Annotated in this window: 21 protein-coding genes and 1 pseudogene; 9 read left to right on the top strand and 13 right to left on the bottom strand. The window is 68.4% G+C overall.

The window, feature by feature from the left end; translation table 11 throughout:
- Positions 1 to 40: 40 nt before the first annotated feature.
- The 7 genes from DPM12_RS14365 to DPM12_RS14335 form a co-directional block, all read right to left on the bottom strand.
- A complete protein-coding gene (locus tag DPM12_RS14365; protein WP_112259018.1) occupies positions 41 to 1,243 on the bottom strand; it encodes an ABC transporter substrate-binding protein in 1,203 nt (400 codons plus the stop codon).
- Positions 1,244 to 1,362: 119 nt separating this feature from the next.
- Positions 1,363 to 1,749, bottom strand: a complete 387-nt coding sequence (locus tag DPM12_RS14360) for a nuclear transport factor 2 family protein (RefSeq protein WP_112259017.1) — start codon at positions 1,747 to 1,749, stop codon at positions 1,363 to 1,365.
- Between the two features lie 15 nt (positions 1,750 to 1,764).
- A complete protein-coding gene (locus DPM12_RS14355) occupies positions 1,765 to 2,559 on the bottom strand; it encodes a MoaF C-terminal domain-containing protein (RefSeq protein ID WP_112259045.1) in 795 nt (264 codons plus the stop codon).
- An 84-nt stretch (positions 2,560 to 2,643) separates the two neighbouring features.
- Complete coding sequence (locus tag DPM12_RS14350) at positions 2,644 to 3,783, bottom strand: zinc-dependent alcohol dehydrogenase (RefSeq protein ID WP_112259016.1); 1,140 nt, start codon at positions 3,781 to 3,783, stop codon at positions 2,644 to 2,646.
- A gap of 191 nt (positions 3,784 to 3,974) precedes the next feature.
- The gene (locus tag DPM12_RS14345; protein ID WP_112259015.1) at positions 3,975 to 4,934 is read right to left on the bottom strand and encodes an AraC-like ligand-binding domain-containing protein; all 960 of its coding nucleotides are present in this window, start codon (positions 4,932 to 4,934) and stop codon (positions 3,975 to 3,977) included.
- A gap of 135 nt (positions 4,935 to 5,069) precedes the next feature.
- Positions 5,070 to 6,359 carry a glucarate dehydratase family protein gene (locus tag DPM12_RS14340; RefSeq protein WP_112259014.1) on the bottom strand — a complete coding sequence of 430 codons (1,290 nt, stop codon included), beginning with the start codon at positions 6,357 to 6,359 and terminating at the stop codon, positions 5,070 to 5,072.
- Complete coding sequence (locus tag DPM12_RS14335; protein WP_112259013.1) at positions 6,356 to 7,312, bottom strand: 5-dehydro-4-deoxyglucarate dehydratase; 957 nt, start codon at positions 7,310 to 7,312, stop codon at positions 6,356 to 6,358. Before DPM12_RS14335 ends, DPM12_RS14340 begins: the two co-directional genes overlap by 4 nt.
- A gap of 300 nt (positions 7,313 to 7,612) precedes the next feature.
- On the opposite strand from DPM12_RS14335, the gene cimA reads away from it, so the two are divergent.
- On the top strand, positions 7,613 to 9,235 hold the full coding sequence (cimA, locus tag DPM12_RS14330; protein ID WP_245951280.1) for a citramalate synthase: 1,623 nt from the start codon (positions 7,613 to 7,615) through the stop codon (positions 9,233 to 9,235).
- A gap of 63 nt (positions 9,236 to 9,298) precedes the next feature.
- On the opposite strand, the gene DPM12_RS14325 is transcribed toward cimA, so the two are convergent.
- The 5 genes from DPM12_RS14325 to DPM12_RS14305 form a co-directional block, all read right to left on the bottom strand.
- Complete coding sequence (locus DPM12_RS14325) at positions 9,299 to 10,309, bottom strand: carbohydrate ABC transporter permease (RefSeq protein WP_112259012.1); 1,011 nt, start codon at positions 10,307 to 10,309, stop codon at positions 9,299 to 9,301.
- Positions 10,306 to 11,232: an ABC transporter permease subunit gene (locus DPM12_RS14320; RefSeq protein WP_170313705.1), complete on the bottom strand. Its 927-nt coding sequence runs from the start codon at positions 11,230 to 11,232 to the stop codon at positions 10,306 to 10,308. The genes DPM12_RS14325 and DPM12_RS14320 overlap by 4 nt, the downstream gene beginning before the upstream one ends.
- Positions 11,233 to 11,301: 69 nt before the next feature.
- Positions 11,302 to 12,696: an ABC transporter substrate-binding protein gene (locus DPM12_RS14315; RefSeq protein ID WP_112259042.1), complete on the bottom strand. Its 1,395-nt coding sequence runs from the start codon at positions 12,694 to 12,696 to the stop codon at positions 11,302 to 11,304.
- A 2-nt stretch (positions 12,697 to 12,698) separates the two neighbouring features.
- Positions 12,699 to 14,390 carry a glycoside hydrolase family 13 protein gene (locus DPM12_RS14310; protein ID WP_112259011.1) on the bottom strand — a complete coding sequence of 564 codons (1,692 nt, stop codon included), beginning with the start codon at positions 14,388 to 14,390 and terminating at the stop codon, positions 12,699 to 12,701.
- Between the two features lie 79 nt (positions 14,391 to 14,469).
- A complete protein-coding gene (locus DPM12_RS14305; protein ID WP_112259010.1) occupies positions 14,470 to 15,483 on the bottom strand; it encodes a LacI family DNA-binding transcriptional regulator in 1,014 nt (337 codons plus the stop codon).
- A 332-nt stretch (positions 15,484 to 15,815) separates the two neighbouring features.
- Between DPM12_RS14305 and DPM12_RS14300 the strand changes: the two genes are divergently transcribed.
- From DPM12_RS14300 to DPM12_RS14275, 6 genes and pseudogenes are all read left to right on the top strand, one after another.
- A complete protein-coding gene (locus DPM12_RS14300; protein WP_211658988.1) occupies positions 15,816 to 19,169 on the top strand; it encodes a discoidin domain-containing protein in 3,354 nt (1,117 codons plus the stop codon).
- A gap of 369 nt (positions 19,170 to 19,538) precedes the next feature.
- Positions 19,539 to 19,961 (top strand): annotated as a pseudogene (locus tag DPM12_RS14295) (MerR family transcriptional regulator); the annotation flags it as partial.
- A 156-nt stretch (positions 19,962 to 20,117) separates the two neighbouring features.
- Positions 20,118 to 20,450 carry a YnfA family protein gene (locus DPM12_RS14290; protein WP_112259008.1) on the top strand — a complete coding sequence of 111 codons (333 nt, stop codon included), beginning with the start codon at positions 20,118 to 20,120 and terminating at the stop codon, positions 20,448 to 20,450.
- 289 nt (positions 20,451 to 20,739) lie between these two features.
- Positions 20,740 to 20,817 (top strand): BBE domain-containing protein, encoded by a 78-nt coding sequence (locus tag DPM12_RS24510; protein WP_112259040.1) that lies wholly within the window; start codon positions 20,740 to 20,742, stop codon positions 20,815 to 20,817.
- A gap of 88 nt (positions 20,818 to 20,905) precedes the next feature.
- A complete protein-coding gene (lplAB, locus tag DPM12_RS14280; RefSeq protein WP_112259039.1) occupies positions 20,906 to 21,952 on the top strand; it encodes a lipoate-protein ligase LplAB in 1,047 nt (348 codons plus the stop codon).
- Between the two features lie 189 nt (positions 21,953 to 22,141).
- Complete coding sequence (locus DPM12_RS14275) at positions 22,142 to 22,516, top strand: hypothetical protein (protein WP_123788415.1); 375 nt, start codon at positions 22,142 to 22,144, stop codon at positions 22,514 to 22,516.
- On the opposite strand, the gene DPM12_RS14270 is transcribed toward DPM12_RS14275, so the two are convergent.
- Positions 22,493 to 23,377 carry a 3-methyladenine DNA glycosylase gene (locus DPM12_RS14270; RefSeq protein WP_112259006.1) on the bottom strand — a complete coding sequence of 295 codons (885 nt, stop codon included), beginning with the start codon at positions 23,375 to 23,377 and terminating at the stop codon, positions 22,493 to 22,495. The two genes, DPM12_RS14275 and DPM12_RS14270, sit on opposite strands and share 24 nt — an antisense overlap.
- A gap of 192 nt (positions 23,378 to 23,569) precedes the next feature.
- On the opposite strand from DPM12_RS14270, the gene DPM12_RS14265 reads away from it, so the two are divergent.
- Together DPM12_RS14265 and gltX are read left to right on the top strand one after the other, a co-directional pair.
- Positions 23,570 to 24,352, top strand: a complete 783-nt coding sequence (locus DPM12_RS14265) for a fumarylacetoacetate hydrolase family protein (protein WP_112259005.1) — start codon at positions 23,570 to 23,572, stop codon at positions 24,350 to 24,352.
- Between the two features lie 74 nt (positions 24,353 to 24,426).
- A complete protein-coding gene (gene gltX, locus DPM12_RS14260; RefSeq protein ID WP_112259004.1) occupies positions 24,427 to 25,965 on the top strand; it encodes a glutamate--tRNA ligase in 1,539 nt (512 codons plus the stop codon).
- The last annotated feature ends 1 nt before the right edge of the window (position 25,966 follow it).

The raw sequence follows: 25,966 nt of genomic DNA, 5'->3' as shown, positions 1-25,966 counted from the left end.
GTGGATCACGCCCTGCCGGACGCACCAGCAGCCGGGCCGCTCATTCGCCGGGCAGGTGTTCCTCGGGAATGTGCAGCCACTCGTCTCCCGCGAGCTCCCACTCGTTGGTGCCGCTCTGCAGCTGCACCGGGAATCCCGCCGTGTTGTCGTGGTGGGTGTCGCCCGGCCCGAAGACGTACGGCGTGCCCACCATGGGGTTCTCGATCGGTTCCATGCTGCGCAGGGCTTCTCGCACCGACTCGCGGGTGATGTCGCCCTCGATGCCTTCGAGGACCTCGACGAAGTATGTGGCGGCGAGGAACCCGCCCTGGCTGAACGACGTCAGGTCGATGTCGTTCTCGACCATCAGGTCGCGCCACTCCTCGGTCTCCGGGCTGTCGGAGTCGGTGAACGGGTAGAACTCGGCGGGCACGTACACGCCGTTGCCGGTTTCGCTGACGGCCTCCGCGTAGTTCTCGCTGTACACGCTGGTCAGCAGCAGCCATGTCACGTCGTCCCAGCCCTGCTGCTCGGCGGCCTTCAGCTGCCCGATCGAGTCCGGTTCCACGGGGTTCACGGTGATCGCCTCGCAGCCGGCCTCCCGGGCCCGCACGATGTACGACGTGTAGTCGGACGCGCCGTAGGGGACTTCCTCGTCGATGTACAGCAGCTCCTTGCCGGTGATGTCGCTCCACCGCTGGATCGCCTCCTTGTAGGCCGGAAGCGTGTTGCCGGCGATCTCCAGCAGGGCGCAAATGTTGTCCAGGCCGAGCTCTTCGGACCCGTACAGCAGCGAGAGGGTCATGTCGTGGAACGGGCCGACGTTGGCCGGCGCGATGTTCGGCGTCGTGAAGCAGTCCGGGTCGACGCCGATACCGGGGATGGACAGGATGTCCTCCTGGACGTAGTAGTCGGCGTTGACCTGGCATTCGATGAGGCTGGCGGACCCGACCAGGGCGACGGCCTCGTCCTGCGCCACCACCTCGCGGGCGGCCGACGCCGCCGCGGCGGGATCGCCCTTGTCGTCGACGATCGTGTAGTCGATGGTGTAGCCGTTCACCCCGCCCTCGGCGTTGACGGCGTCGAACACGGCCGCGGCCGCCTCGGATGCCTCCGGGAACGTGGCAGAGCCACTGAGCGTGTTGACCGACCCGACGACGATCGTGCCGCCGGACTCGCCGCCGGCGGTGCCGTCCTCGCTGCAGGCGCTCAGCACGAGCGCGCCGGCCGCGGTGAGAGCGGTGAACCCGAGCAGACTTCTCATGGGTTTCCTTCCTCGTGGGCATGGTGCCCCTGGTGGATTTCTCGGCTGCGGACGCTGCTGGCAGCGTCGTGGTGGCGGTGTCGCTCGACCGTTGGCCGCCGCGTGGGGAGGCGGCGGTCCTACCTGATTGCGGCGTCGACCATCGCGGAGTCGACGATCTGCTCGAAGCTCGTGACGCGCCCGTCCGACAGCCGCCAGACGTGCGCGACCCGGGCGGTGAACGTGCGGCCGGTGGCGCGGTTGGTGCCGCTGTAGCGGCCGAGGGCGACGACGGTGTCACCGGCATCGAGCAGCTCGGCCAGGGTGAAGGTGAAACCGTCCCAGTCCCGGGCGATCCGCTCGAACACGTTGGCGCGCACCGCCTCGGGGCCGACGTAGGTTCCCGCGTACGGGAAGCCTTCCGCCTCGGTCCAGGTGCAGTCCGGGGCGAGCATGGCCAGCATGCCCTCCAGGTCGCCGCGGTCGCTGGCGGCATAGTGCTCCGCGATGACATCGATGTTCGCCATGAAGGTCCTCTCAGATCAGACGGGTTGGACGTCGGGATAGGCGACCGAGCCAAGGGGGTAGATGTGCCCGCCGGCCCGGCTGTGCTCGGGCTCGCCGTCCCCGTTCAACCCGAGGAAATTGCCGGTGGTGCGCAGGGCATAGCCGAGGTCGTGCAGCCAGACGCTGGCGACCGGGATCCGGAACTCGCGGAAGCAGAACAGGTAGAGCTCTTCCTGGAATTTCCAGACCGTGGACAGGTCCATGTCGCCATGCCCGCGCTGCGCCCCTTGCAGGCACTGCCAGGCGTACCGCTGCGACGACATGTACACGTGCTCGTACAGGTGCGCGGGGCTGTAGCGGTAGATGTTGCGCTTGCCGATCAGGTACCGGGACGGCCCCGGTGCCTCGCCGGCGGGCTCGCCGCCGTCGGTGATGCCGGACCAGAACTCCTGGGTCACCTGGGGCATCTCGGGTATGGGCTCGGGCTGGATCACCGTGTGCACCCCGAGGGCGCGATGCGTCGTCGTGGAGAAGATGATGGTCAGCGCCTGGCGGTCGACGCTGGTCAGCGGCAGGTGAACGTAGAACACGTCGTCGCGGATCGGCACCGCGTCGTAGGGATCGTCGGTGCCGGGCGGCGCGTTCACGGTCCCCGTCGCCTCCCACGTGACGGTGCTGGCGTCCTGGAAGCGCAGGGTGATGTCCGGGCCGTCGATCAGGTTCACCCGCAGTGCGCGCCCGGACAGGTCGGCGTTGGGCAGCCGGTAGGTGTCGATTCCGGCGGCGAAGTCTTCATAGTCGCGCCATTCGTCCTCCGGCGCTTCGGCCAGGGCCTGGTTGCTGACTTCCGGCATGGGTTTGATGATCCTTTCGTTCCGGTGGTGGCCAGCTGGGGCGGTCGCCGTCTGGCGCGTTCAGGCATGGCCGGGATCCGCCGGGTCGCCGTCCGGCCACGGGTCGAGAACGGCCTTGACCACGTTTCCCTCGCGGCCTTCGATGACCTTGAACGCTCCAGCCACGTCGTCGAGCGGGAACTGGTGTGTGACCAGCTCCGCGAACGGGACGTCGCCGCGGGCCAGCAAGCCGATCGCGGGCTCGAAGCCGCCGGCCGACAGGAACGCCGGCAGCAGGTCGATCTCGCGGGTCAGCAGGTCGTCGTCGGCCCGGAAGGACACCGTGGTGTGCGCGCCGCACGCGCCGGCGAGCACTACCCGGCCGCCACGCCGCACCAACGTGACCGCTTCCTGCTGCGCCGCCGTGCTGCCCGCGACCTCGATGGCGACGTCGGCGAGCCGGCCGGTCTGCTCGATCATTGTCTCGCGCACGTCGGCCTCGCGGGCGTTGACGGTGACGTCGGCGCCGAACCGGCGGGACAGCTCCAGCCGGTTCGCGCGGGTACCGGCGACGGTGACCGGTGCGGCCCCGGCGCTGCGGGCGGCCGCCGCGGCCAGCAGTCCCACCGGCCCGGGGCCGATGACGACGACCGATTCGCCGGGACGGACGGCAGCCCGGGCAACGGCCCGGTAGGCCACCGCCAGCGGCTCGACCAGGACGGCGACGTTCCAGTCCAGCCCGCGCGGCAGCCGGTGCACGATCGCCTCCCGGGGCGCGATCAGGTACTGGGCGTATCCGCCCCAGAGCCCGGGCGGCACGTCCCGCCCGACGTTGACGCCGTACTGCCGGCCGCGTTCCAGGCCCGTCGCCATGTCGTCGGCGTCGCACAGGTTGTACCGGCCTTCCCGGCAGCGCGGGCACGCCTGGCAGGGAAGCAGCATCTCGACCGCCACCGGATCGCCGGCCGCGAGGCCGCGCGTGGCCGCGGCACGGTCCCCCAGTGCGGCCACCTCGCCGACGAACTCGTGGCCGGGGACCAGCGGGAACGGGTCGCCGATGTGACCGGCCAGCAGGTGCAGATCCGTCGCGCAGATGCCCACCTTCCGGATGCGGACCAGCACGTCGTCGGCACCTGGCGCGGGCACGTCGATGTCGTCGAGCTCGATCCGATCCGGACCGGGAAAGACCACCTGGCGGCTGGTCGCGGGCAACGTTGTCATCGTGGGCTCCCTGGGCGAACGGGGTTGCGCCCACGCTGTCGCGCCGGACGTGCGCACCTCAAGACGAACGCGGGGTCCGCGCACGGGCCGTCAACGGCCAGGCACTCCCGGTCAAGCGTTCACCGGCCCGGCAGTCCCGGTGAACTCCCCGGTGAAGTCGTCGCCCGGCGCGCACCTCCCCGGTGAGCCCGTCACCGCCCGGCGCGCACCTCGCTGGGCGAGCGGCCGAACGTCGCCTTGAACACCCGGCTGAAGTGGGCGGCGTCGACGAAGCCCCACTTTGCCGCGATGGACGCCACGGGCCGGTGAGCGAGCACCGGGTCCAGGAGGTCGCGCCGGCAGCGCTCCAGCCGCCGCGAACGGATCCAGCTGGACACGGTGGTGCCCTGCTCCCGGAACAACCCGTGCAGGTGACGGGTGGAGATGTAATGTTCCGCGGCGATCCGGCTGGGCCCCAGATCGGTGGAAGCCAGGTTCTCGTCGATGTAGGCGCGGATGCGCTGCATGAGTGCGTGGTGCGGGTCGGTGGCCGTGCGCTCGATGTCGAGCTCGCTGGCGAACAGCGTGGTGACCAGGTCGAGGGCCCCGTGCGCCAGCCGGGTACCGGTGGCACCACGCAGCTGTTCGAGGTTCCCGTTCAGCTGGGCCAGGAACGGCACGACGACGTTGCCCACGCCGGAACCGCCCGACAGCCGCACCGCGGTCAGCTGGCCGACCATCTCGACCGGCAGCGGGATGAGGTGCTGGGGGAACATCACCACCATGGTCCGGAAATCACCTTCGAAGACCAGGGAGTACGGCCGGTGGGTGTCGTAGACCGCGAGATCACCCGGCTGCAGCACCGCCTGCCGGCTGTCCTGAATCAACATGCCGGTACCGGAGAGCAGCAGGCTGAGCTTGTAGTAGCGCCTGTCGGCGCGTTCGATGAGCTCCGGTGTCCGCTCGACGACGTGCTCCGTCGCGCTGATCTCGGTCAGGTGCACGTTGTCCACGCCGCACGAGCGCATCCGTCCACGGAAGGCTTCGGGCCGGTCGCTCGTCACGTTCAGCGGCACGAACGATGACGAGACGAGGTGCCGGAAGTCGTGGAAGTCGTGGACCACCGACGTCGTGATGTGATCGGCGTGCGCCGTCTGGCTGAGGTCGCTCACGATAGCTCACCGCCACCCGGACAAATCAGACTTCGTATATGATCTGTGATGCTGGATCGTATCAGCTGCGGCGAGATATGTGTACGGATGGACCGGGCACCGCGCGTGCGGGTCGGCCGCGCCGACAGCAGGTGGTCACCATCGCGGTCGCCGCAACTCGAACTCGGGGTGGAACCGTTGCATGTACGTCGTGTCGTCGCGTTCGCGGATGCCACATGTCAGGTAGTTTTCGTGCATCCGCGCGAGCGCGTCCGGGTCAAGACGGACTCCCAGGCCGGGCTCCCCGGGTACTTGCACGGCGCCGTCGATGATCCGCAGCGGCTGCTGTACCACGTCGTTTCCCTCTTGCCAGGGCAGATGCGTGTCGACGGCATGCTGCAAGACGGGCGTCGCCGCGGCGAGGTGGGTCATAGCCGCGAGGCTGATACCGAGGTGGCTGTTGGAGTGCATCGACACGCCGACGCCCCAGGTCTCGCAGATCTTGGCGAGCTGGATCGACGCGTGCAGCCCGCCCCAGTAGTGATGGTCGGCCAGCACGATCTGCACGGCGCCGCGTTCGAACGCCTCGGGAAGGTCGGCGAACTGCACCACGCACATGTTGGTGGCCAGCGGCATGGCGGCCCGCTCTGCCACCCGGGCCATGCCCCCAATACCGGGTGTCGGATCCTCCAGGTATTCCAGCAGCCCGTCCGTCTCGCGGGCGACCCGGACCGACGTGTCTACGGTCCAGGCGCAGTTCGGGTCGAGCCGGAGCGGGTGTCCGGGAAAGGCGTGCCGCAGGGCGCGCACGGCGCCGATCTCCTCGGCCGGCTCGAACACGCCGCCCTTCAGCTTGATCGACCGGAAACCGTACCGGTCGATCATCCCCCGGGCCTGGGCGACGACGCCGTCAGGGTCCAGGGCTTCACCCCACCCGTCCGGTTCGGCGCCGGGGTGGGCCGCCCACTTGTAGAAGAGGTACGCGGCGAAGGGCACGTGGTCCCGGTACTTGCCGCCGAGCAGCGCGTACACGGGCCGACCGGCGGCCTGCCCCTGGAGGTCGAGCAGCGCGGTCTCGAACGCGGCGATGACACTGGCCGCCGTCTTCGAAGGGCTGGAATGCCCGGTCAGGCCGTGGCGATCCGGAGCTTCGGCGGTTCCGAGTACGGTCGTGACCCGCCGGGCGAGACCCGCGATGTCGTAGGCGTCCAGGCCGGTGAGGGTCGCCGCCACGTCGGACAGCAACGACAGGTGCGCCGCGTCGCCATACGTCTCACCCAGGCCGACGAGCCCGCCAGCTGTGTGCACCTCGACGACGGCTCGCAGTGCCCACGGCTGGTGCACGCCGACGGAGTTCAGCAGGGGAGGGTCGGGGAACGCGGCCGGTGTGATCGTCACGCCGGTGACGCGCACGGCATCGTCATACCTGGTGGTGTCGTCGCTCATGGCGCGGTCACCGGCGTCTCCGCGGTCCTGGCCGCCGTCGCGCGGGCGAGTGCCGCCCGGCCGTGCTCGATGATCTGGGTTAACCGGTCGAGGTGTTCCGTGGTCGCGTCGACGAGCGGTGGCCGGACTGGTCCCACAGGGAGCCCGGTGAGCCGCGCCCCCGCCTTGACCAACGACACCGCGTACCCGGGAACCGTGTCCCGGAGCTGGGCAAGGGGCAGGTAGAACTCCGCCAGCAGCGTGTCCACCAGGGCCTGATCACCGTCTCGCACGGCGGCGAAGAACGCCGTCGCGATGTCCGGTGCGAAACACAGCACGGCGGACGAGTAGCCGGTCACCCCGATCGCGCGGTAAGCCTGAACGGAGAGCTCGGCCGTGGGGAGGCCGTTGAGGAACGAGAACCCGGATGCCGCCGGGTGCCCGCTCGCCGTGACCGCGACGGTCACGCGTCGCATCGCTTCGACGTCGCCGACGCCGTCCTTGACACCGACGACGCCCGGAACGTCGAGAAGGGCACGTGCCGCGTCCGTATCGAGCACCGCATTGGCCCGCTGATACACGACGACGGGCAGCGAGATGCTGTGCGTGACGTACCGGACGTGAGTGACGAGCCCGGAAGGCGGGCACGCGACCAGATACGGCGGAAGCAGGAGTATGCCGTCGGCACCGGCGTCGGCGGCATGACGGGCGAAACTTCTCGCCACTCGCGGACCACCCCCGGCGCCGGCGACGACGGGAAGCCGGCCATCGGCGACCCGCACCGCCGTGCTCACGAGCTTCTGGTATTCGTCCTGGCCCAGTGCGGTGAACTCGCCGGTGCCGCACGCGACGAACAGCGCTGCCGGTCCGGCGGCGATCTGCCGTTCGAGGTGCTCCGCGAAAACGTCGAGGGCGATCTCGTCATCGGAGGTGAAGGGCGTCAGCGGGAAGGAAAGCAGACCGTCAAGCTGCATGCAGACCTCATCTCTGGGGTGTTCTGATGCTATGAGCCTGGCGTCGAGCCAGCGGTGTGTCCACTCCGTGTCTGTCCGCGTCTCGTCATGTGGCTACATGTGCTGGCGCGCGTGACGGTATCTGTGGCATGCTTCAGAACGATGACCCATTGGATGATCATTATTTAGGCGCGCCGGCACCAGCACCACGGCCGGCGCGCAAACCCTTCGCATTCGTGCGAAGGGTTTTTTGCGTTCCGGGCGGCGGTGACGGCGCGGCGTCGCTACGGTGAATTCCGACAACAATCGAGGAGCCAGGAAGTGAGCAGCGAAGGTCAACGGGCGAGCACGGTGGACGTCGAACGGTTCCACGTCTACGACACCACATTGCGCGATGGCGCCCAGCAAGAAGGACTGTCCATGTCGGTCCAGGACAAGCTGGCGATTTCGCGGCTCCTCGACGAGCTCGGCGTCGGGTTCATCGAAGGCGGGTGGCCGGGCGCCGTCCCCAGGGACACCGAGTTCTTCCAGCGGGCCCGCACCGAGCTGGATCTGTCGACGGCCACGCTCGTGGCCTTCGGATCGACGCGCAAGGCCCACGCCGCGGCCGCTGACGACGAGCTGGTGCGCGCCCTGCTCAACGCGCACACTCCGGTCGTGACATTGGTGGCCAAGAGCCACGTCGGGCACGTCGAGCGCGCGCTGAAGACGACGCTGTCCGAGAACCTCGAGATGATCCGGGACACGGTCTCCTTCCTTGTCGGTGAGGGACGGCGGGTGTTCCTCGACGCCGAGCACTTCTTCGACGGCTATCGCAGCCACCCGGATTACTCGCTGGACGTGGTCCATGCGGCCGTCGACGCCGGGGCCGAGGTCGTCGTCCTGTGCGATACCAACGGCGGCATGCTTCCCGACGACGTCCGTTCCGTCGTGTCCGAGGTGTCCGACGCCACCGGTGCCCGGCTGGGTATGCACGCGCACAACGACACCGGCTGCGCGGTGGCGAACTCGCTGGCCGCCATCGACGCCGGAGCCAGCCACGTGCAGGGCACCATCAACGGGACCGGCGAGCGTACCGGCAACGCCGATCTGATCACGGTGGTCGCCAACATCGAGCTGAAGCGTTCGCAGCAGGTGCTGCCCGCTGGTGCATTGCCGGAAGCGTCCCGGATCGCGCACGCCATCGCCGAGCTCAGCAACCTGGTGCCGTATTCCCGCCAGCCCTACGTCGGCAGCAGCGCCTTCGCGCACAAGGCCGGCTTGCACGCCAGTGCCATCAAGGTCGATCCGGACCTGTACCAGCACACCGATCCATCCGAGGTCGGCAACGACATGCGGATGCTCGTCTCGGACATGGCCGGCCGGGCCAGCGTCGAGCTGAAGGGACGCGAGCTCGGCTTCGACCTGTCCAACGACCACGATCTGGTCACCCGGGTCACCCGCCGGGTGAAGGAACTCGAGGCGGCCGGGTACACGTTCGAGGCGGCTGACGCGTCGTTCGAGCTTCTCCTGCGCGAGGAAGCTGGAGAGGAGCGCACCCGGTTCTTCGACGTCGAGTCGTGGCGGGTCATCACCGAATCGCGCCCGGACAGCGAGGCCGTGAGCGAGGCGACGGTGAAGCTGCGCGCGGGTGGGGAACGCGCCGTGGTCACCGGTGAGGGCAACGGCCCGGTCAACGCGCTGGATCACGCCCTGCGCACTGCCATCGGCACGCTCTACCCGGAGATCGACAAGATCGAGCTGATCGACTTCAAGGTGCGCATCCTGGACGCCGCGCACGGCACCGACGCGGTGACCCGCGTCCTGGTCGAGATGACCGACGGCGCGAGTTCGTGGGAGACCGTCGGGGTGGGGGCCAACGTCATCGAGGCGTCGTGGGCCGCGCTCGTCGACGGCGTGAACTACGGCCTGCTGCACCAGGACCTCGACCGCCTCACCTCATGATCATGAACACTAGTCGACCTCATAGGTCGATTAGTGTTCATGATCAGCGGAGGCTTGCGGGGGCTAGGCCTTCACGGCGTTGCCGAGGCCGGCGTTGCGCAGGAACAGCCGCTGGAAGATGAGGAAGATCGCGATCGGCAGCAGCGTGGAGATCAGCAGCGACGCGAGGAAGACGTCGAGCGTGACCGTGTCGCGGATGACGGGCAACCGCACGGACAGTGGCTGCAGCTGCGGCTCGGGTAGCACGATGAGCGGCCACAGGAAGTCCTTCCACGCGTGCAGCACGGCGAAGATCGACACGACGCCGAGGATCGGCTTGGACATCGGCAGCACCACGAACAGCAGCAACCGGAACGGGCCGGCGCCGTCCACCCGTGCCGCCTCGAACACGTCACGCGGCAGATTGTCCATGAACCGCTTGACCAGGAGCACGTTGAACGCGTTCGCGCCCGCTGGCAGCCACACCGCCCAGTAGGTGTTGAGCAGCGAAACCCCGAACAGCGGCACGTCGAGCACCGTGAGGAACAGCGGGACGAGGACGACGACTCCGGGGACGAACAGCGTGGCGAGCACCGCGCCGGTGAGGAGTTTCGTGAACCGGGGGCGCAGTACCGCGAGCACGTAGCCGCCGGTGGTGGCGACGAGAAGCTGGAAGAACCACGAGCCCGTCGCCACCCAGACGGTGTTGAGGAAGTAGCGGTTGATCTCGGCCTGGTTCCACGCTGTCGCCAGGTTCTCCCACTGTATGCCGCTCGGCCACAAGGCGAGCGGCTCGCGCAGCGTGTCCTGCGTCGTGCTGATGGCCGCCTTGGCCAGCCACAGCATCGGGCCGAGGCTGGCCGCGATCAGCCCCACGAGAACGAGCGCCTGCGCGATCCGCAGTCCCCAGCGCACCGCGGCGCGATCCCGATCGAACTCGGAGAGGACGCCACGCTCCTCCGGCGCGGGCGCCCGCCGGGCCGTCCGCAGACGGCGCCGGGTGTGGCGGCGGGTTTCCGGGGCCTTCGAGGGTGGCGTCCCGGTCGAGGCCGCGCCCGGCCGGGCCCGTTCGGGGGTGCGTACGAGATGGTTCATGACGTACTCCAGGACCGGGTGGCGCGGAAGTAGATCGCGGACATGATCGCGAGGAACACGGCGAGCACGAGGGACAGCGCCGTGGCCGCGCCGTAGTCGCCGAAGCGGAACGCGTAGTTGTAGATCTGCAGCAAGATGGTGGTGGTCGCGTTGTTCGGGCCGCCACCGGTCATGAGGAACGGCTCGGTGAAGATCTGGAAGGTCGCGATCACCTGCAGGATCAGTGTGATCAGCAGGATGTGCCGGAGCTGTGGCAGCGTCACGTGCCAGATCTTGTACCAGATTCCCGCGCCATCGACCTCGACCGCGTCGTACAGCTCGGCCCGCACCGAGGTGAGCGCCGCCAAATAGATGATCACGGTCGCGCCCGCGTTGGCCCACGTGGCTTGCAGCACCAGTGATGGCATCGCCATCGACGCCGACTGGATCCACTCGAACGGGCCCAGCCCGACCCAACCCAGGATCGTGTTGAACACGCCGGTGGTGCTGGCGTCGTAAAAGAACCGCCACAGCAGCACGGCGACGACCGGCGGGACGACCACGGGCAGGTAGGCCAGCATGCTGTACAGGCCGAGCCCGCGCCGGAACTCGCTCATGAGCACCGCGAGCACCAGCGGCACCGGATAGCCGAACAGCAGCGCCAGGAAGGTGAAGTAGACGGTGTTGCGTACCGAGGTCCAGAACAGCGGATCGCCGAAGATGGTGGTGAAGTTGTCCAGGCCGATCCACGTGGGTTCGTCGACCAGGTTCGTCTCCTGGAAGCTCATGACCACGGCGTTGCCGATGGGGAACCAGGCGAAGTAGCCGAAGGTGAGCAGCAGCGGCAACAGCAAGATCAGCGTGCTGATGCCGCCACTGCGCACCCAGCGGACCGTCGCGTGCACTCGTACCCTCCTTCGTGGCCGGCCCGGTGACCGGCTCATATGGCTGGTTCGAACGGCCGGCTCGAACGGCCGCTCACGGGTGGCCGCCCGGTTCGACCGGAATCGGCGTCAGCCGGCTCCGACGAGCGCCGTGACGTTCGCGTCGGCCTCCTGGAGCAACTGCTCGATGTCGGCGTCCTCCTCGGTCAGCACCGCCTGGACGACGCCGTCGAGCTCGGCATAGAGCTCCTGGGCCTTGACCGGAGGTTCCGGCACCAGCGGCTGGTCGAGGATCTGATCGCGGAACGGGCGCATCTGGTCGAGCGGGACGTTGACGTAGTCGGCCACCCACTCCTCGGCCTGGGCGAGCTGCTCGGCGTCGAAGATCGGCAACGCCGGGGTGCCCACGGGAGAGCCGCTCTCCACCAGAGTCTCGGCATCGGCGACGGCGGCGTCCTCGTCGGTCAGCTTCGACATGTAGTAGAAGTCGACCCAGGCAACGGCGGCTTCGCGCTCGGCGGCGCTGGCATCGGGCCGGACCCCGACGATCGAACCGCCACCGAGGACGCCAGCGTCGGCGCCGTCGAGCGGCAGGACGGTCAGGCCGTAGTCGTCCGGGTCGATGTCGTTCTCGGTGACGAGGCTGTCGTAGACGTCCGAGCCGCCCATGTACATGCCGATCTGACCGGCGGCGAAGGCCTGGTTGATGGTGCCCCAGTCATAGAGGAAGTCCTCACCCATCGAGTCGTCGTCCCACCGCATGGCGTGCAGCATTTCCAGGGCCCGCCGGGTCTGCGGGTTGTCGATGGTGACGTCGACGTCGTCGGCGCCACCCTCCTGCATGCGCCCGCCCAGCGCGTAGGTGAGCGTGGTGAGCATCCACCCGCCCGTGTTGTCCTGGGTCATCTGCGCGTACCCGGCCTGGCCGGTCTCCTCGGCGATGATCCGCGCGTACTCCCGTACCTCGTCCCACGACTGCGGCGGTTCGTCCGGGTCGAGACCGGCCTCCTCGAACAGCGTGCGGTTGTAGTGCAGGCCGATCCCGTAGGCCGCGATCGGTATCCCGTAGATCTGGCCGGCGTCGTCCTGGACGACGTCGAGCACGCTCGGGTTGAAGTCACCGGCGTAGGAGAGCTCCTCGACCTCGGCGGTGATGTCGGCGACCTGGCCCCGCTGGATCAGGCTCTGCCCGTCGGTGAACGGAAACTGGAACGCCGTGGGCAGCGTGCCGCCAGCCAGCTGCGCCGCGAACGTGGTGGCGTCCCATTCGTACTCGTTGGGCTCCACCGTGATGTGCGGGTGACGTTCCTCGAACTCCTCTACCCGGGCGAGGAAGGCCTCGCGTGCACCTTCTTCGGTGGTCGGTGGCAGGTTGCTGACGCTGATGGTGACGTCCTCGGACGCGCCGTCACCGGTGTCGTCGCCGGCGGACGGCGAGTCGTCGCCGGTACCGCATGCCGCGATCAGGCCGAGCGCCAGGGCCACCGTGGTGGCCGTGCCCAGCCGGGTACGTGTGCCGTTCATCGTCATCGCTCCATTCGGATCCCGTCGCGGGACCGCTCGTCGGATGTGGGGGAGAGCCGGAGCCACACCGCCGTGTCCGGGGCCAGCTGGCCACCGGTGAGCGGGCGGCTGTAGAGCAGCACGTGCTCGTGTGCGGGAAGGTCCACCGGGGCGGACGAGAGGTTGACCAGGCAGGCGAAATGCTCGCCCCGGGTGAAGGCCAGAACGGTGTCGGTACTGTCGAGCCAGCTCATGGGGCCGTCGCCGAGTCCTTCGCGGCGGCGGGTCGCCAGCGCGTGGCGGTAGAGGGTGAGCATCGACGTCGGGTCGGCGTCTTGCGCTTCGACGCTCAGCGCGGCCCAGCGGTCAGGTTGGGGCAGCCAGGGCTCCTGCGCGGCGTCAGGTGGGCTGAATCCGTACGGTGCGGCATCGCCGCTCCAGGGCAGCGGCACCCGGCAGCCGTCGCGGCCCGGGTCGGTGCCACCGGACTGCGCGTGCATCGGATCCTGGAGGCGCTCCACGGGGATGTCCTCGACCTCCGGCAGTCCCAGCTCCTCGCCCTGGTAGATGTAGACCGATCCGGGCAGTGCCATCGCCAGCAGCGCCGCGGCACGCGCCCGGCGCTCGCCGAGATGCGGGTCGGTGGGGATGCCCATGCGCTTGTCCGCGAACGAGAACGACGTGTCGGCCCGCCCGTAGCGGGTGACCGGCCGGGTGACGTCGTGGTTGGACAGCACCCAGCTGGCCGGCGCGCCGACCTCGGCGTGCGTGCGCAGCGTGGTGTCTATGCACTCCCGCAGCCGGTCGGCCTGCCAGGGACAGGTGAGGAAGTCGAAGTTGAAAGCCGCGTGCAGCTCGTCGCCGCGCAGGTAGCGGGCGGTGCGCCGCATGTCCGGGAGCCAGACCTCGCCGATCAGCGCACGCGGCTCGGGGTAGCTGTCGGCGAGCCGCCGCCAGCGTCGATAGATGTCGTGCAGCTCCTCGCGGTCGACGTACGGGTGCTGGCCGGGAGCGTGGGACGGATCGACTTCCGGCAGCTCCGGGTCCTTGACGAGAAGCGCCGCCGAGTCGATGCGGATGCCGGCGGCACCGCGGTCGAACCAGAAGCGGATGACGTCGTCGAACTCGCGCTGCACGTCCGGATGGTTCCAGTTGAGGTCGGGCTGCTCCGGAGCGAACAGGTGCAGGTACCAGTCGCCGGGGGAGCCGTCGGGGTTCTTGGTGCGGGTCCAGGCGGGACCGCCGAAGTTGGATGTCCAGGAGTTGGGTGGCTCGTCGCCCGAGGCGCCGCGGCCGGGACGGAACCAGAACCGGTCTCGCTCGGGTGCGCCCGGCTCGGCTCCGAGTGCTGCGACGAACCATTCGTGCTGGTCGGAGACGTGGTTGGGGATGATGTCGACGATGGTGCGCATGCCCAGCTCGCGAGCTTCGGCGATCAGCTGCTCGGCCTCGGCCAGCGTCCCGTAGACGGGATCGATCGCGCGGTAGTCGGCGACGTCGTAGCCGCCGTCGGCCAACGGCGAGACGTACCAGGGATTGAACCAGAGCGCGTCGACGCCGAGGTCACGAAGGTAGGGAAGCCGGGATCGGACCCCGGCGATGTCCCCCGCACCGTCGCCGTCGGCGTCGGCGAAGCTGCGCACGTACACCTGGTAGATCACGGCACTGCGCCACCATGCGGTGGGCCCGGCGTCGCCGGGCGATTCCTGCGTCATGCCGAGTCACGTTAACGAGCCCGACATCTGAGCGCAAGAGTTGAACAGATTTTTGCAGGAAGTAGATGCCAATGCGTAATCAGCGGGAGGATGGCGCCGGCGCGGTGGAGCCCCGGACGACGAGCTCGGGCTCGAACAGCAGCTCATCGGGCTCGACGCGGTGGCCGTTGATCAGGCCGACGAGCAAGTCCACCGACGCCTTGCCCATCGCCTCGATCGGCTGCCGGACGGTGGTCAGGGGTGGTTCGGTGCAGTTCATGAAAGCCGAATCGTCGTAGCCGACCACCGAGAAGTCCCGCGGGACGGCGAATCCGGCTCGCCGCGCCGCGCGGATGGCGCCGAGCGCCATTGGATCGCTGGCACAGATTACGCCCGTGGCGCCCCTGCGCAGCAGCCTGCTGGTGGCGGCCTGCCCGCCTTCGAGCGAGTGCATCGCGTGTTCGACGAGGTCCTCGCCGAACTCGACGCCGGCCGCGGCCATCGTGGCCCGGGCGGCGGCGAGCTTGCGCACCGAGGGCACGTGATCGTGCGGTCCGAGGACGAGGCCGATCCGGGTATGCCCCAGGGAGAGGAGGTGGCTCACCGCTTGATCGGCAGCAACGGCGTCGTCGCAGGACACCCGCGGGAACGGGAGCGTGTCGACGCCGGCGTTGATCATGACTGTGGGGAGTCCGCGCTCGACGAGCTGGGCGTAGTGCTCGTGCGCGCCCTCTTCGCCGCTGTAGAGCCCGCCGGCGAAGAGGACGCCGGAGACCCGCTGCTGGAACAGCAAGTCGATGTAGTCCGCCTCGGAGACGCCACCCACGGTCTGGGTGCACAGCACGGGTGTCAGGCCTTGCTGGGCCAGCAGCCCGCCGACGACGTCGGCGAACGCGGGAAAGATCGGGTTTTGCAGTTCGGGCAGGACCAGCCCCACCAGCCGGGCGCGTTCGCCGCGGAGCTTGGTGGGGCGCTCGTACCCGAGCACGTCGAGTGCGGTCAGCACGGCCTCGCGGGTGACATCCGATACGCCAGGCCGGCCGTTGAGTACCCGGCTGACGGTCGCTTCGCTGACCCCGACCTTCTCCGCTACTTCAGTGAGTCGTCCTGCCATGGCTGCAAGCCTACGACAGGATTACGCAAGATACTTTCAACGGGGTCGCGTGTCGGCTGGCCAACGGGGTGCGGGCGAGTCTCGGGATCAGTGGTGATGGGAATTCGTGGGTCACTGACCGTTGACCCGCGCATCGCCTCTTTGTAATCTCAGGGCAATATTACGCAAGACTCGTACTTCATTGCTCAAAAAGAAGAGCGAGTCTGAAATTCAGCGGGCATGTATCGCTGGCATCCCGTGTCCCCGTACGGAGAGGTATCCCCGCGATGTCGCCGTCGAGACCATCCACACCCGTACCGTCAACCCCCACGTCGAGACCTTCCAGGTCCGCCGTGCCCTGGAAACGAACACGCCTGCACAAGCGCCTCCTGGGCGTTGTTTCAGCTGGTGCTCTCGTCGCCGCCACGGCGACGGCCGTCCCCGCCGCCACCTCCGCCCCGGCAGAGGGCACCGATCTCGCCAGCGGTGCCCCCGCCTCCGCCAGCAGCGAGAACTGGCCCTACGAAGCCGTTCACGTGACCGACGGAGACCCGGACACCTACTGGGAGAGCACCAACCACGAGCTGCCGCAGTGGGCGCAGGTGGACCTCGGCGCCGCCACCGATGTCGAGCAGGTGGTCCTGAGACTGCCGAACTCCTGGGAAGAGCGCACCCAGACGCTGACGGTCGAGGGCAGCACGGACGGCACCGAGTTCGACACGATCGTGCCGTCCGACGCGTACGTCTTCGACCCCGACGACGGCAACGCCGTCACCATCGACATGTCCGAGACCACCACGAGGTACGTGCGGGTCCACGTCACCGAGAACACGGGATGGCCTGCGGCGCAGCTGTCCGCGCTGGAGGTCTACGGACCCGACGACGGAAACGGTGACGACGGCGGCGAGGGGGACGGCTCGAACCTGGCAGCCGGCCGGCCCATCGACGCGTCGTCGCACGTGCACGTCTTCGAAGCCGGCAACGCCAACGACGGCGATCTCACAACCTACTGGGAAGGCGCGCCCGGGGCCTATCCCGGCACGCTCACCGTCGACCTCGGCGCGAACGCCGACATCAGCGAGGTGACCGTGGCGCTCGACCCGGACCCGGTGTGGGAAGCGCGCACCCAGACGTTCGAGATCCTCGGCCGCGACCAGAACTCCGACGAGTTCACCACCCTCGTACCGGAAGCCGACTACGACTTCGACCCGGCCACCGGCAACACCATCTCGGTCCCGGTGGACGCAACGGTCGCCGACGTGCGCCTGGAGTTCACCGGGAACACGGGCGCTCCCAACGGCCAGGTGGCCGAACTCGGCGTGATCGGCACGCCGGGTGCCAACCCCGATCTCACCGTGACGGACATGTCGTGGAGCCCCGTCGAGCCCGTCGAGACCGACGAGCTCACTCTCGAAGCCACCGTGGAGAACGCCGGCGACGCATCGTCGGCGGGCACCAGCGTCGACCTGCACGTCGACGGCGCCGTCGCCGCGAACGTCGACCTCGACGCACTCGATGCCGGTGCCAGCACCACCGTCACCGCCGACGTCGGCGCGCTCGGCGCGGGCAGCCACGAGATCGGCGCGGAAGCCGACCCGGACGGGCAGGTGATCGAGCGCGACGAGAGCAACAACGGCTACGTGCATGGCGAGCCGGTGGTGATCGGCGAGATCGAGACGTCCGACCTGGTACCGGACGTCACGTGGACGCCGGACAGCCCGGGCTCGGGAGACGCGGTCGAATTCTCCGTCGCCCTGTCCAACGAGGGCAGCATCGCCACCACCGGCGGTCCGCACGAGATCACACTCGTGATCGAAGATGGCTCGACCGGAGACGTGCTCCAGACCCTCACCGGCACCCATTCCGGTGTCATCGAACCAGGCGAGACCGCCGCACCCGTGGTGCTCGGCACGTGGGACGCCGGCGACGGGCGGCACGCCGTCACCGTCGAGGTGGAAGCCGACGGCAACGAGCACGCGGTCAAGCGGGACAACAACACGGCGTCCACGTCGCTGTTCGCCGGCCGCGGTGCGAACCTGCCGTACGACATTTACCAGGCCCAGGACGCCGAGACCGGCGGTGGTGCGGACATCGTCGGGCCGAACCGCGAGGTGGGCGACGGCGCCGGCGAGGCGTCCGGGCGCCAGGCGGTGACGCTGGAGAACACGGGTGACTACGTCGAGTTCACCACGCGGATGGACACGAACACGCTCGTCGTGCGCGCCTCCATCCCGGACGCACCCGAAGGCGGCGGCATCACCGACACGCTGAACATCTACGTCGACGGCGAGTACATCAAACCGATCACGCTGACCTCGCGGTACTCGTGGCTGTACGGCGACGAGGCGGATCCCGGGACGTCGCCATCGCTCGGCCCGCCACGCAACATCTACGACGAGGCCAACGTCATGTTCGACACGACGATCCCCGCCGGCAGCACCATCCGGCTGCAGAAGGACCCGGAGAACACGACCACGTACGCCGTGGATTTCATCAGCGTGGAACAGGTGGAACCGGAGCCGAACCCGGACCCGGACCGCTACATCGAGCCGGACGGGTACTCGCACAATGATGTTCAAAACGCGCTCGACCAGGTGCGCATGGACACCTCCGGTGACCTGGACGGCGTCTACCTGCCGCCCGGTGACTACGAGACCGCGCAGAAGTTCCAGGTGTACGGCGAGCCGATCGAGATCATCGGCGCGGGCCCATGGTTCACCCGGTTCTACGCGCCACAGGACCAGGAGAACACCGACGTCGGCTTCCGGGTCGACTCGTCGGTGAACGGCTCGACGTTCCGTGGCTTCGCCTACTTCGGCAACTACACGTCGCGGATCGACGGCCCCGGCAAGGTGTTCGACTTCCAGAACGTCTCCGACATCACCATCGACGACGTGTGGGTCGAGCACATGGTCTGCATGTACTGGGGCACGAACGTCGACAACATGACCATCACGAACGCCCGGATGCGCAACCTGTGGGCCGACGGTCTCAACATGACCAACGGGAGCTCCGGAAACGTCGTGCGCAACGTCGAGGCACGCGGCACCGGCGACGACAGCTTCGCCCTGTTCGCCGCCACCGACTCCGGCGGGGGCGAGCAGACCGGCAACGTCTACGAGAACCTCACCTCGATGCTCCCCTGGCGCGCGGCCGGGCTCGCGGTGTACGGCGGGTACGACAACACCTTCCGGAACATCCACATCGAGGACACGCTCGTCTACTCCGGTGTGACGATCAGCTCGCTCGACTTCGGCTACCCGATGGAGGGATTCGGTGCCGATCCTCCCACCGTGTTCGAGAACATCTCGATCGAGCGTGCTGGTGGCAACTTCTGGGGCGGCCAGACGTTCCCCGGCATGTGGCTCTTCTCGGCGTCCGAGGCGTTCCAGGGAATCCGGGTCAACGACGTTGACATCATCGATCCGACCTACGCCGGGATCATGTTCCAGACGCACTATGAAGGCGGGGAGCCGGTGAACCCGGTAACCGACACCGTCTTCGACAACATCTCGATCACCGGTGCCCAGCTGAGCGGGGACGAGTACGAAGACCGTTCCGGTATCGGGATCTGGGTGAACGAGATGCCCGAAGAGGGGCAGGGTCCGGCCGTCGGGTCCGCGACGTTCCGTAACCTGCACCTCGAGGACAACCACGAGGACATCCGCAACAACACGGATACGTTCGACCTGGTCATCGAGGACTAGGGCACGCAGCAGCGCGGCGACCGGGGGTCCGGACGCAGCCGGACCCCCGGTCAGCCCGCGCTCCGGACCCCCGGGTCAGCCCGCGCTCCGGGCCTCGGGCAGCCCCGGGGCCCGGACCATCGGCACTCGGTGAGTCCCGGCGGCCCCGGAGCGCTGCAGCCGCCGGGGCTATCTTGGACCGCTTCCGGGGCTGCTGGGGCTATCTTGTTGGGTCTGTGAAACGTTCAGCGGCCCAAATCTGGTCCTGGACGTTCCGCAGGCCCAACAAGTTGCCCATATGGCTGTGCGATAGCGGTGACCGACGTTGGTGGACGGGTTGCATCTGGTACCCGGGTACAGGTTTACCGTCGGGGTATGGGTGCCACGCAGATGGAGGCGCCGTTGCGGAGCGGGCAAGTCGCGGCGGCCGCCGGAGTCAACCGGCAGACGCTGCGTTACTACGAGCGGCGTGGCCTGCTGCCGCAACCTGAGCGCACCTGGGGCGGACACCGGTTGTATCCGGCGGACACCGTCACCACGGTGCGCGTCATCAAGGCCGCGCAGCGGCTCGGCTTCGCGCTCGACGAGATCGCCGAGCTGATCGCTGGCGCGCGGCACCGTCACGGCGATCCCGCAGCCGCGGGCCTGCGGGAACGCGCGGCAGGAAAGCTGGCCGAGGTGGAAGAGAAGATCCGCGATCTCGAGGTCATCCGGACGGCGCTGCGCTCGGCGCTGGATGCGGAGTGCGACGATCTAGCTGACTGCGTGGAAACGCCGGGATGTCCGTTGTCGCTGGCCGATCTCGCCGGAGAGGAGCGGCGTGTCGAGGGGGAAGTGCGGCGTGGTGATGGGGACGAGCGGCATGGTGATGGAGAAGTGGGGCATGGCGCCGGGGAGGAACGGCGTGGTGCCGGGGACGAGCGGCGTGGCGATGGCTCACGCCAGTGACGCCGGATACAGTGCGGCAGCATGACGGTAGCCCGCTCGCTCGTGCTGTTCGTGCTGGCCGGCCTGGCCGAAATCGGCGGCGCGTGGCTCATCTGGCAAGGCTGGCGCGAGCATCGCGGCTTCGCCTTGATCGGGCTCGGGATCGTGGTGCTCGGTGCGTACGGATTCCTCATCTCGATGCAACCCGAAACACACTTCGGCCGGGTGATGGCTGCGTATGGTGGGGCGTTCATCGCTGGGGCGCTCGCGTGGGCCGTCGTCGTCGACGGGTTCCGGCCAGACCGGTGGGACCTGATCGGCGCCGCGATCTGCCTGGCCGGTGCGGCCGTGATCATGTACGCGCCTCGCCCTTGAGTGCTGGTACGTCATCGGTTCCGGCACGTTGTCAGTCCCGACACGTCGTCAGTCCGGGGGCAGGTTGTCAGTCCCGGTACGTCGTCGCGTTCCGGTGAAAGCTCTCACTGTGATGGCGAGACGTGCGGGAAAGGCTCCGAAAGCGTCGTTTTTCGCACGTCTCGCCATCACAGTGAGGGGACAGCTCCTTCGTCGCCTCCGTCGGGGGCGAATTCGCTCGCGGCGAGGAAGCGGTGCCCGATGGTGCGCAGGAAGTCGATGGCGTCGTCCGATCCGGTGGCGGTGAAGTCTGGCCGGGCTGAAGGCGGTCTACGATCCCACCAACATGTTCCGGCACAACCACAACATCCCGCCGGCCGCCCGGTGACGGCCCCGGGTGGCGCGACGCAGCGGGTGGGCGCGGCTGTGGGAACACGAGCCTGGCGCGTGGGGTTGAACCGGATGTGAACTCGAACGTGACTGGTGAGTACAAGGTGCCGGGCGGGAAACTCGTCGTCGCCGATCTCGTCGTCGGTGACGGCGTGATCGAGAAGGCGACGATCAGCGGGGACTTCTTCCTGGAGCCCGACGACGCGCTGGAGCGGATGGACGCGGCCCTGGCCGGTGCGCCGGTGGGTGCGTCCACGGCGGAGCTGTCCGCGCGGGTAGCGGGAGCGCTCGACGGCGCGGTACCGCTCGGGTTCTCGGCCGACGCCGTGGCCACGGCCGTGCGCCGGGCCGTGACGGGGGCGACGACGTGGACCGATCATGACTGGCGGTTCCTGCGTGGCGAACCGTACGAGCCAGCGGTGCAGATGGCGCTGGACGAGGTGCTGGCGCAGCAGGTCGGGGCAGGGGAGCGGCCGCCGACGCTGCGCGTGTGGGAGTGGGCGTCGAATGCGGTGATCATCGGCAGCTTCCAGTCGGTGCGCAACGAGGTCGACCTGGATGCGGCGGCGCGGCACGACGTGTCCGTGGTGCGCCGGATCAGCGGCGGCGGGGCGATGTTCGTCGAGCCCGGCAACACGATCACCTACTCGCTGTACGTGCCGGAGTCCCTGGTGTCCGGGCTCTCGTTCGTGGACTCCTATGCCTTTCTCGACGACTGGGTCGTGGGTGCGTTGAACGAGCTCGGGGTGGAGGCGACATACCAGCCGATCAACGACATCACATCCCCGGCGGGGAAGATCGCCGGAGCGGCGCAGAAACGGCTGGCCGGCGGCGTCGTCTTGCACCACGTGACCATGGCCTACGACATCGACGCCGACAAGATGCTCGACGTCTTGCGGATCGGCCGGGAGAAAGTGTCGGACAAGGGCACGAAGAGCGCCAACAAGCGGGTGGACCCGGTGCGCCGCCAGACCGGACTCGCCCGCGCTGACGTGATCGACCGGCTGGTGGGAAGTTTCCGGAGCCGGCACGGCCTGACCGACGAGCAGCTCGACGCGCGCACGCTGGAGTTGGCACGAGAACGCGTGGAGACAAAGTTCGGCACCGAGGAGTGGCTGCACCGCGTGCCGTAACGCCACCTGCACGGGGGTCAACCAGCGCAGGGGAACGGGCGGCTGCTGTGTGCGGACGACACGTTGTAGCATCTGGCCATGCTCAGCGGTCCCGGCGAGCCTCACCGCGAGAACGAACCTGCTGGGGGCCGTGTCGGCCTCTGGGCCCGAGCGGTGCCGCTAGCACTAGGCCTGATCGTACTGGCCTGGATGGCGAAGATAATCGCGGTTCTTGTCGCGCTTGCCGGTCCGGGCGTGCTCGGCCACGTCGTGGCGGGCCGCTCCGGTGTCATGATCGGAATCACGGTCGGTGCCGTGGTCGTCCTGGCGATCTGCTATGCCGTTGTCACCCGGACGAGCGATGCGGCGCAAGCCGCTCAGGACGTTGGTGCCGACGCGATGGTATGGGTTTCGGCCGGCTGGGTCATCGTCGCGGGCTGGCTGGTAGGCGACACCATGTCGACGGCCGGCGCGATCATCGGCTCCCTGCTGAGTGTTCTCGTTGTGGGGGTCACCGGTCTCGCGGTGGCCGCGCGGCTCGACGGCAGTCTCGCCGCGGCGTTACGACGGCGAGCCGGACGTTGATACTGGCGGGGCGGCGAGTTCGCCGATCTGATCGATCACGTCGATCAGCCGATTGCGCAGGCCGGACGCGCGCGCCGCGAATTCCCGCTGGGCCGCCACGTACTCGGCCTTGCCCTCGCGAGTCTCGATGCGCACGGGCTCATAGCCCAGATCGCTGAGGTCATACGGGGATGCCCGCATGTCCAGCTCGCGAATGTCGCGGGCCAGTTCGAACGCGTCCGTGATCAGCTCACTCGACACCAGCGGGGCCAGCTTGTACGCCCACTTGTACAGATCCATATTCGCGTGCAGGCAGCCCGGCTGTTCCAGCGTGGCCTGCTGGTCCCGCGTCGGCTGCAGGGCATTGCGCGGGCGCGCGTCCTCGGTGAAGAACCGGAACGCGTCCACGTGGGAACACCGGACCTGATGCGATTCCACCACGGCGTCCGTGCCCTCATGTCCCAGCCGCAACGGCCAGTCCTCGTGGCGCACCTCTCCCGGGCGGGTGCGATAGACCATCGCCCACTCGTGCAGCCCGAAGCACCCTGTGAATGCCGGGCGCGAGGCCGTCGCGGCGAGGAGGTCACGGACCCAGGTGACGGTGGGCCAGCGGCGTTCGACGAAAACCGGATCGAGCTCCACGCCGTCGCCGGTTCGCCGGTAACCGCGCCAGCCCGCGTGCGGCGGCTCGCCACTCAGGACGATGCCGGGGCCGGGGTGCCAGCGCCGCAGGTGAGCGGGCCGGTAAGAGTAGTACGTGAACAAGAAGTCGAAGACCGGGTGCTTCTCGCCAGCGTCGCGACGCGCCAGGTGATCCCCGACGAGCTCGTCGACGCGATGCTCGTGTGCCGCGCTGCGGGCGCGCCACACGTCCTGGTTCATCCGCACGTCTTCCAGCGTATGAGGGCGACCATGCGGATATGACCGACGCCGACGGATGACACGTGCGGCGACCGATGACGCAGGCGCGACCGATGACGCAGGCGCGACCGATGACATGGGCGGCGACGAATCGACTCGGCGATCGCCGAGTCGATTCGGCAGCACCAACGTAGGCAAGATAACCTCCGGTGCGTGCGTATCGCGAGGTTCACAACGGGTGACGATCCCCGTTTCGCTGCCGTCGGTGAGGACCAGGACGGCCAGACCGTGCTGGCGGTGCTCGAAGGGGATCCGCTCTACAAGCCCATCCAGCTCACCGGTGAGAAGATCGCTCTGGACGAGGTGCGCCTGCTGGCGCCCGTTCTGCCACGCAGCAAGGTGGTGGGCGTCGGCCGCAACTACGTCGAGCATGCCTCCGAGCTGGGGCACGACGTCCCGGAGGAACCGCTGCTGTTCCTCGTGCCCAACACGGCAGTCATCGGCCCGGACGATCCCATCATCCTGCCCCCGCAATCGGAGGAAGTGCACCACGAGGCGGAACTCGCCGTGATCATCGGCCGGATCGCCAAGGACGTGCCGCCCGAGCGGGTGCCTGACGTCGTCCTCGGATACACCTGCGCGAACGACGTCACCGCCCGTGACCTGCAGCGTCGCGATCACCAGTGGGCCCGGGCAAAGGGATTCGACTCGTCGTGCCCGATCGGCCCGTGGGTCGAGACCGAGCTCGACACCTCCGACTTGGCCGTGCGCTGCACCGTGAACGGCGACGAGCGGCAATCGGGACGGACGGCGCAGATGGTGTTCGACGTGCCGACACTCGTGTCCTACATCAGCTCCGCGTTCACGCTGCTGCCCGGCGACGTGATCCTCACGGGAACGCCGGCGGGCGTCGGCCCCATCGAAGCGGGCGACCACGTCGTCGTCTCCGTCCAGGGCATCGGAGTCCTCGCCAACCAAGTGGTCACCGGCGAGTGAGCGATACCCTTCCCTAGGCAGCAGTCCGTTGTCGTGTCCGGACATACAGATCCGCAAATTCGAGGGTGGTTGCAGTGACTGACAGCGCCAGTTCGTCGAACACGTTCGTGCTCGGCGAGGTCGCTCCGAAGGACGTGCGCGTGCGGTTCTGCCCGTCACCGACGGGTAACCCGCACGTCGGGCTGGTCCGTGCGGCACTGTACAACTGGGCGTTCGCGCGGCATTTCGGAGGCACCTTCGTCTTCCGGATCGAAGACACCGACGCGACCAGAGACACCGAAGAGTCGTACGAAGCGCTGCTCGCCACGCTGCGCTGGCTCGGGCTCGACTGGGACGAAGGCCCGGAGGCCGGGGGAGAGTACGGACCGTACCGGCAGTCCGAGCGTTTCGACATCTACGCCGACGTGGCAAACCGGCTGCTCGACGCCGGATACGCGTACCGGTGCTACTGCACCCCGGAGGAGCTCGAAGAGCGCCGGGCGGCCGCGCGGGCCGCGGGCAAGCCGAGCGGCTACGACGGGACGTGCCGCGACCTGAGTGCCGATCAGATCGCCGCGTACGAGGCCGAAGGACGCGAATCCGTACTGCGGATGCGCACCCCCGACGACACGGTGACGTTCACCGACCTGATCCGTGGCGAGATCAGTGTCGACCCCGACAACCTCTTCGACTTCGTCCTCGTCCGGGCCAACGGCCATCCCTTGTACACGCTGGTGAACCCCGTCGACGACGCGCTCATGCGGATCACCCACGTCCTGCGGGGCGAAGATCTGCTCTCGTCGACCCCCCGGCAGCTGATCGTGCACGAGGCCGTACGCGAACTCGGGATCGCCTCGGGGCCCATGCCGCGGTTCGCGCACCTCCCGCTCGTCACCGGAGAAGGCGGCAAGAAGCTGTCCAAGCGCGAGCCGGAATCGTCGTTGCAGCTATACCTGGACCGCGGGTTCCTGCGTGAGGGGCTGCTGAACTACCTGGCGCTGCTCGGCTGGTCCATCGGCGACGACCGCGAAGTTTTCTCCATGGAGGAAATGGCCGAAGCGTTCGACGTCACCCAGGTCAACCCGAGCGCGGCCCGGTTCGACATCAAGAAGGCCGAGGCGATCAATGGGGCCTGGATGCGCCAGCTCAACGTCGACGAGCTGGCCGAGCGCATGGTGCCGCACCTGCAGGAGGCCGGTCTCCTGGATCACCCGCCGGAGCCGGAGTCGATGGAGATCCTGCGCGCGGCGGCGCCACTCGTGCAGGAGCGGATGACCGTGCTCGACGAGTGCGTCGGCATGCTCGGCTTCCTCTTCGTGAGCGAAGACGCTTTCCAGATCGACGAGACGGACGCGGCGAAGGTCCTGAACGGCGAATCCAAGCAGGTTCTCGAAGCAGCGCGTTCCGCACTGGGAACGCTGGAGACGTGGACGCTCGACGCCATCGAGGAAGCGCTGCGAACGGCACTCGTCGACGAGCTGGGCCTCAAACCCCGGCTGGCCTTCGGGCCCGTGCGCGTCGCCGTGACGGGCCGTCGGGTCTCGCCGCCGCTGTTCGAGTCCCTCGTGCTGCTTGGCCGGGAACGCACCCTCTCGCGTATCGACTCCGCCCTCGTGCGTGCCGAAGTTGGCTGAC

The sequence above is a fragment of the Phytoactinopolyspora halophila genome (genome assembly GCF_003287285.1).
GTDB classification, from domain to species: Bacteria; Actinomycetota; Actinomycetes; order Jiangellales; family Jiangellaceae; genus Phytoactinopolyspora_A; species Phytoactinopolyspora_A halophila.
Note: the sequence above shows the minus strand (reverse complement) of the source record. Positions and strands in the feature narration are given on the sequence as shown.

What these genes read in the sequence shown, in the direction of transcription:
- DPM12_RS14350 (WP_112259016.1), bottom strand. Translation starts at nt 3,783, where the DNA reads ATGACAACGTTGCCCGCGACCAGCCGCCAGGTGGTCTTTCCCGGTCCG.
- DPM12_RS14340 (WP_112259014.1), bottom strand. Translation starts at nt 6,359, where the DNA reads ATGAGCGACGACACCACCAGGTATGACGATGCCGTGCGCGTCACCGGC.
- DPM12_RS14325 (WP_112259012.1), bottom strand. Translation starts at nt 10,309, where the DNA reads ATGAACCATCTCGTACGCACCCCCGAACGGGCCCGGCCGGGCGCGGCC.
- DPM12_RS14305 (WP_112259010.1), bottom strand. Translation starts at nt 15,483, where the DNA reads ATGGCAGGACGACTCACTGAAGTAGCGGAGAAGGTCGGGGTCAGCGAA.
- DPM12_RS14365 (WP_112259018.1), bottom strand. Translation starts at nt 1,243, where the DNA reads ATGAGAAGTCTGCTCGGGTTCACCGCTCTCACCGCGGCCGGCGCGCTC.
- DPM12_RS14360 (WP_112259017.1), bottom strand. Translation starts at nt 1,749, where the DNA reads ATGGCGAACATCGATGTCATCGCGGAGCACTATGCCGCCAGCGACCGC.
- DPM12_RS14290 (WP_112259008.1), top strand. Translation starts at nt 20,118, where the DNA reads ATGACGGTAGCCCGCTCGCTCGTGCTGTTCGTGCTGGCCGGCCTGGCC.
- DPM12_RS14315 (WP_112259042.1), bottom strand. Translation starts at nt 12,696, where the DNA reads ATGAACGGCACACGTACCCGGCTGGGCACGGCCACCACGGTGGCCCTG.
- DPM12_RS14310 (WP_112259011.1), bottom strand. Translation starts at nt 14,390, where the DNA reads ATGACGCAGGAATCGCCCGGCGACGCCGGGCCCACCGCATGGTGGCGC.
- DPM12_RS14320 (WP_170313705.1), bottom strand. Translation starts at nt 11,232, where the DNA reads ATGAGCCGGTCACCGGGCCGGCCACGAAGGAGGGTACGAGTGCACGCG.
- DPM12_RS14270 (WP_112259006.1), bottom strand. Translation starts at nt 23,377, where the DNA reads ATGAACCAGGACGTGTGGCGCGCCCGCAGCGCGGCACACGAGCATCGC.
- DPM12_RS14335 (WP_112259013.1), bottom strand. Translation starts at nt 7,312, where the DNA reads ATGCAGCTTGACGGTCTGCTTTCCTTCCCGCTGACGCCCTTCACCTCC.
- DPM12_RS14275 (WP_123788415.1), top strand. Translation starts at nt 22,142, where the DNA reads ATGGCGAAGATAATCGCGGTTCTTGTCGCGCTTGCCGGTCCGGGCGTG.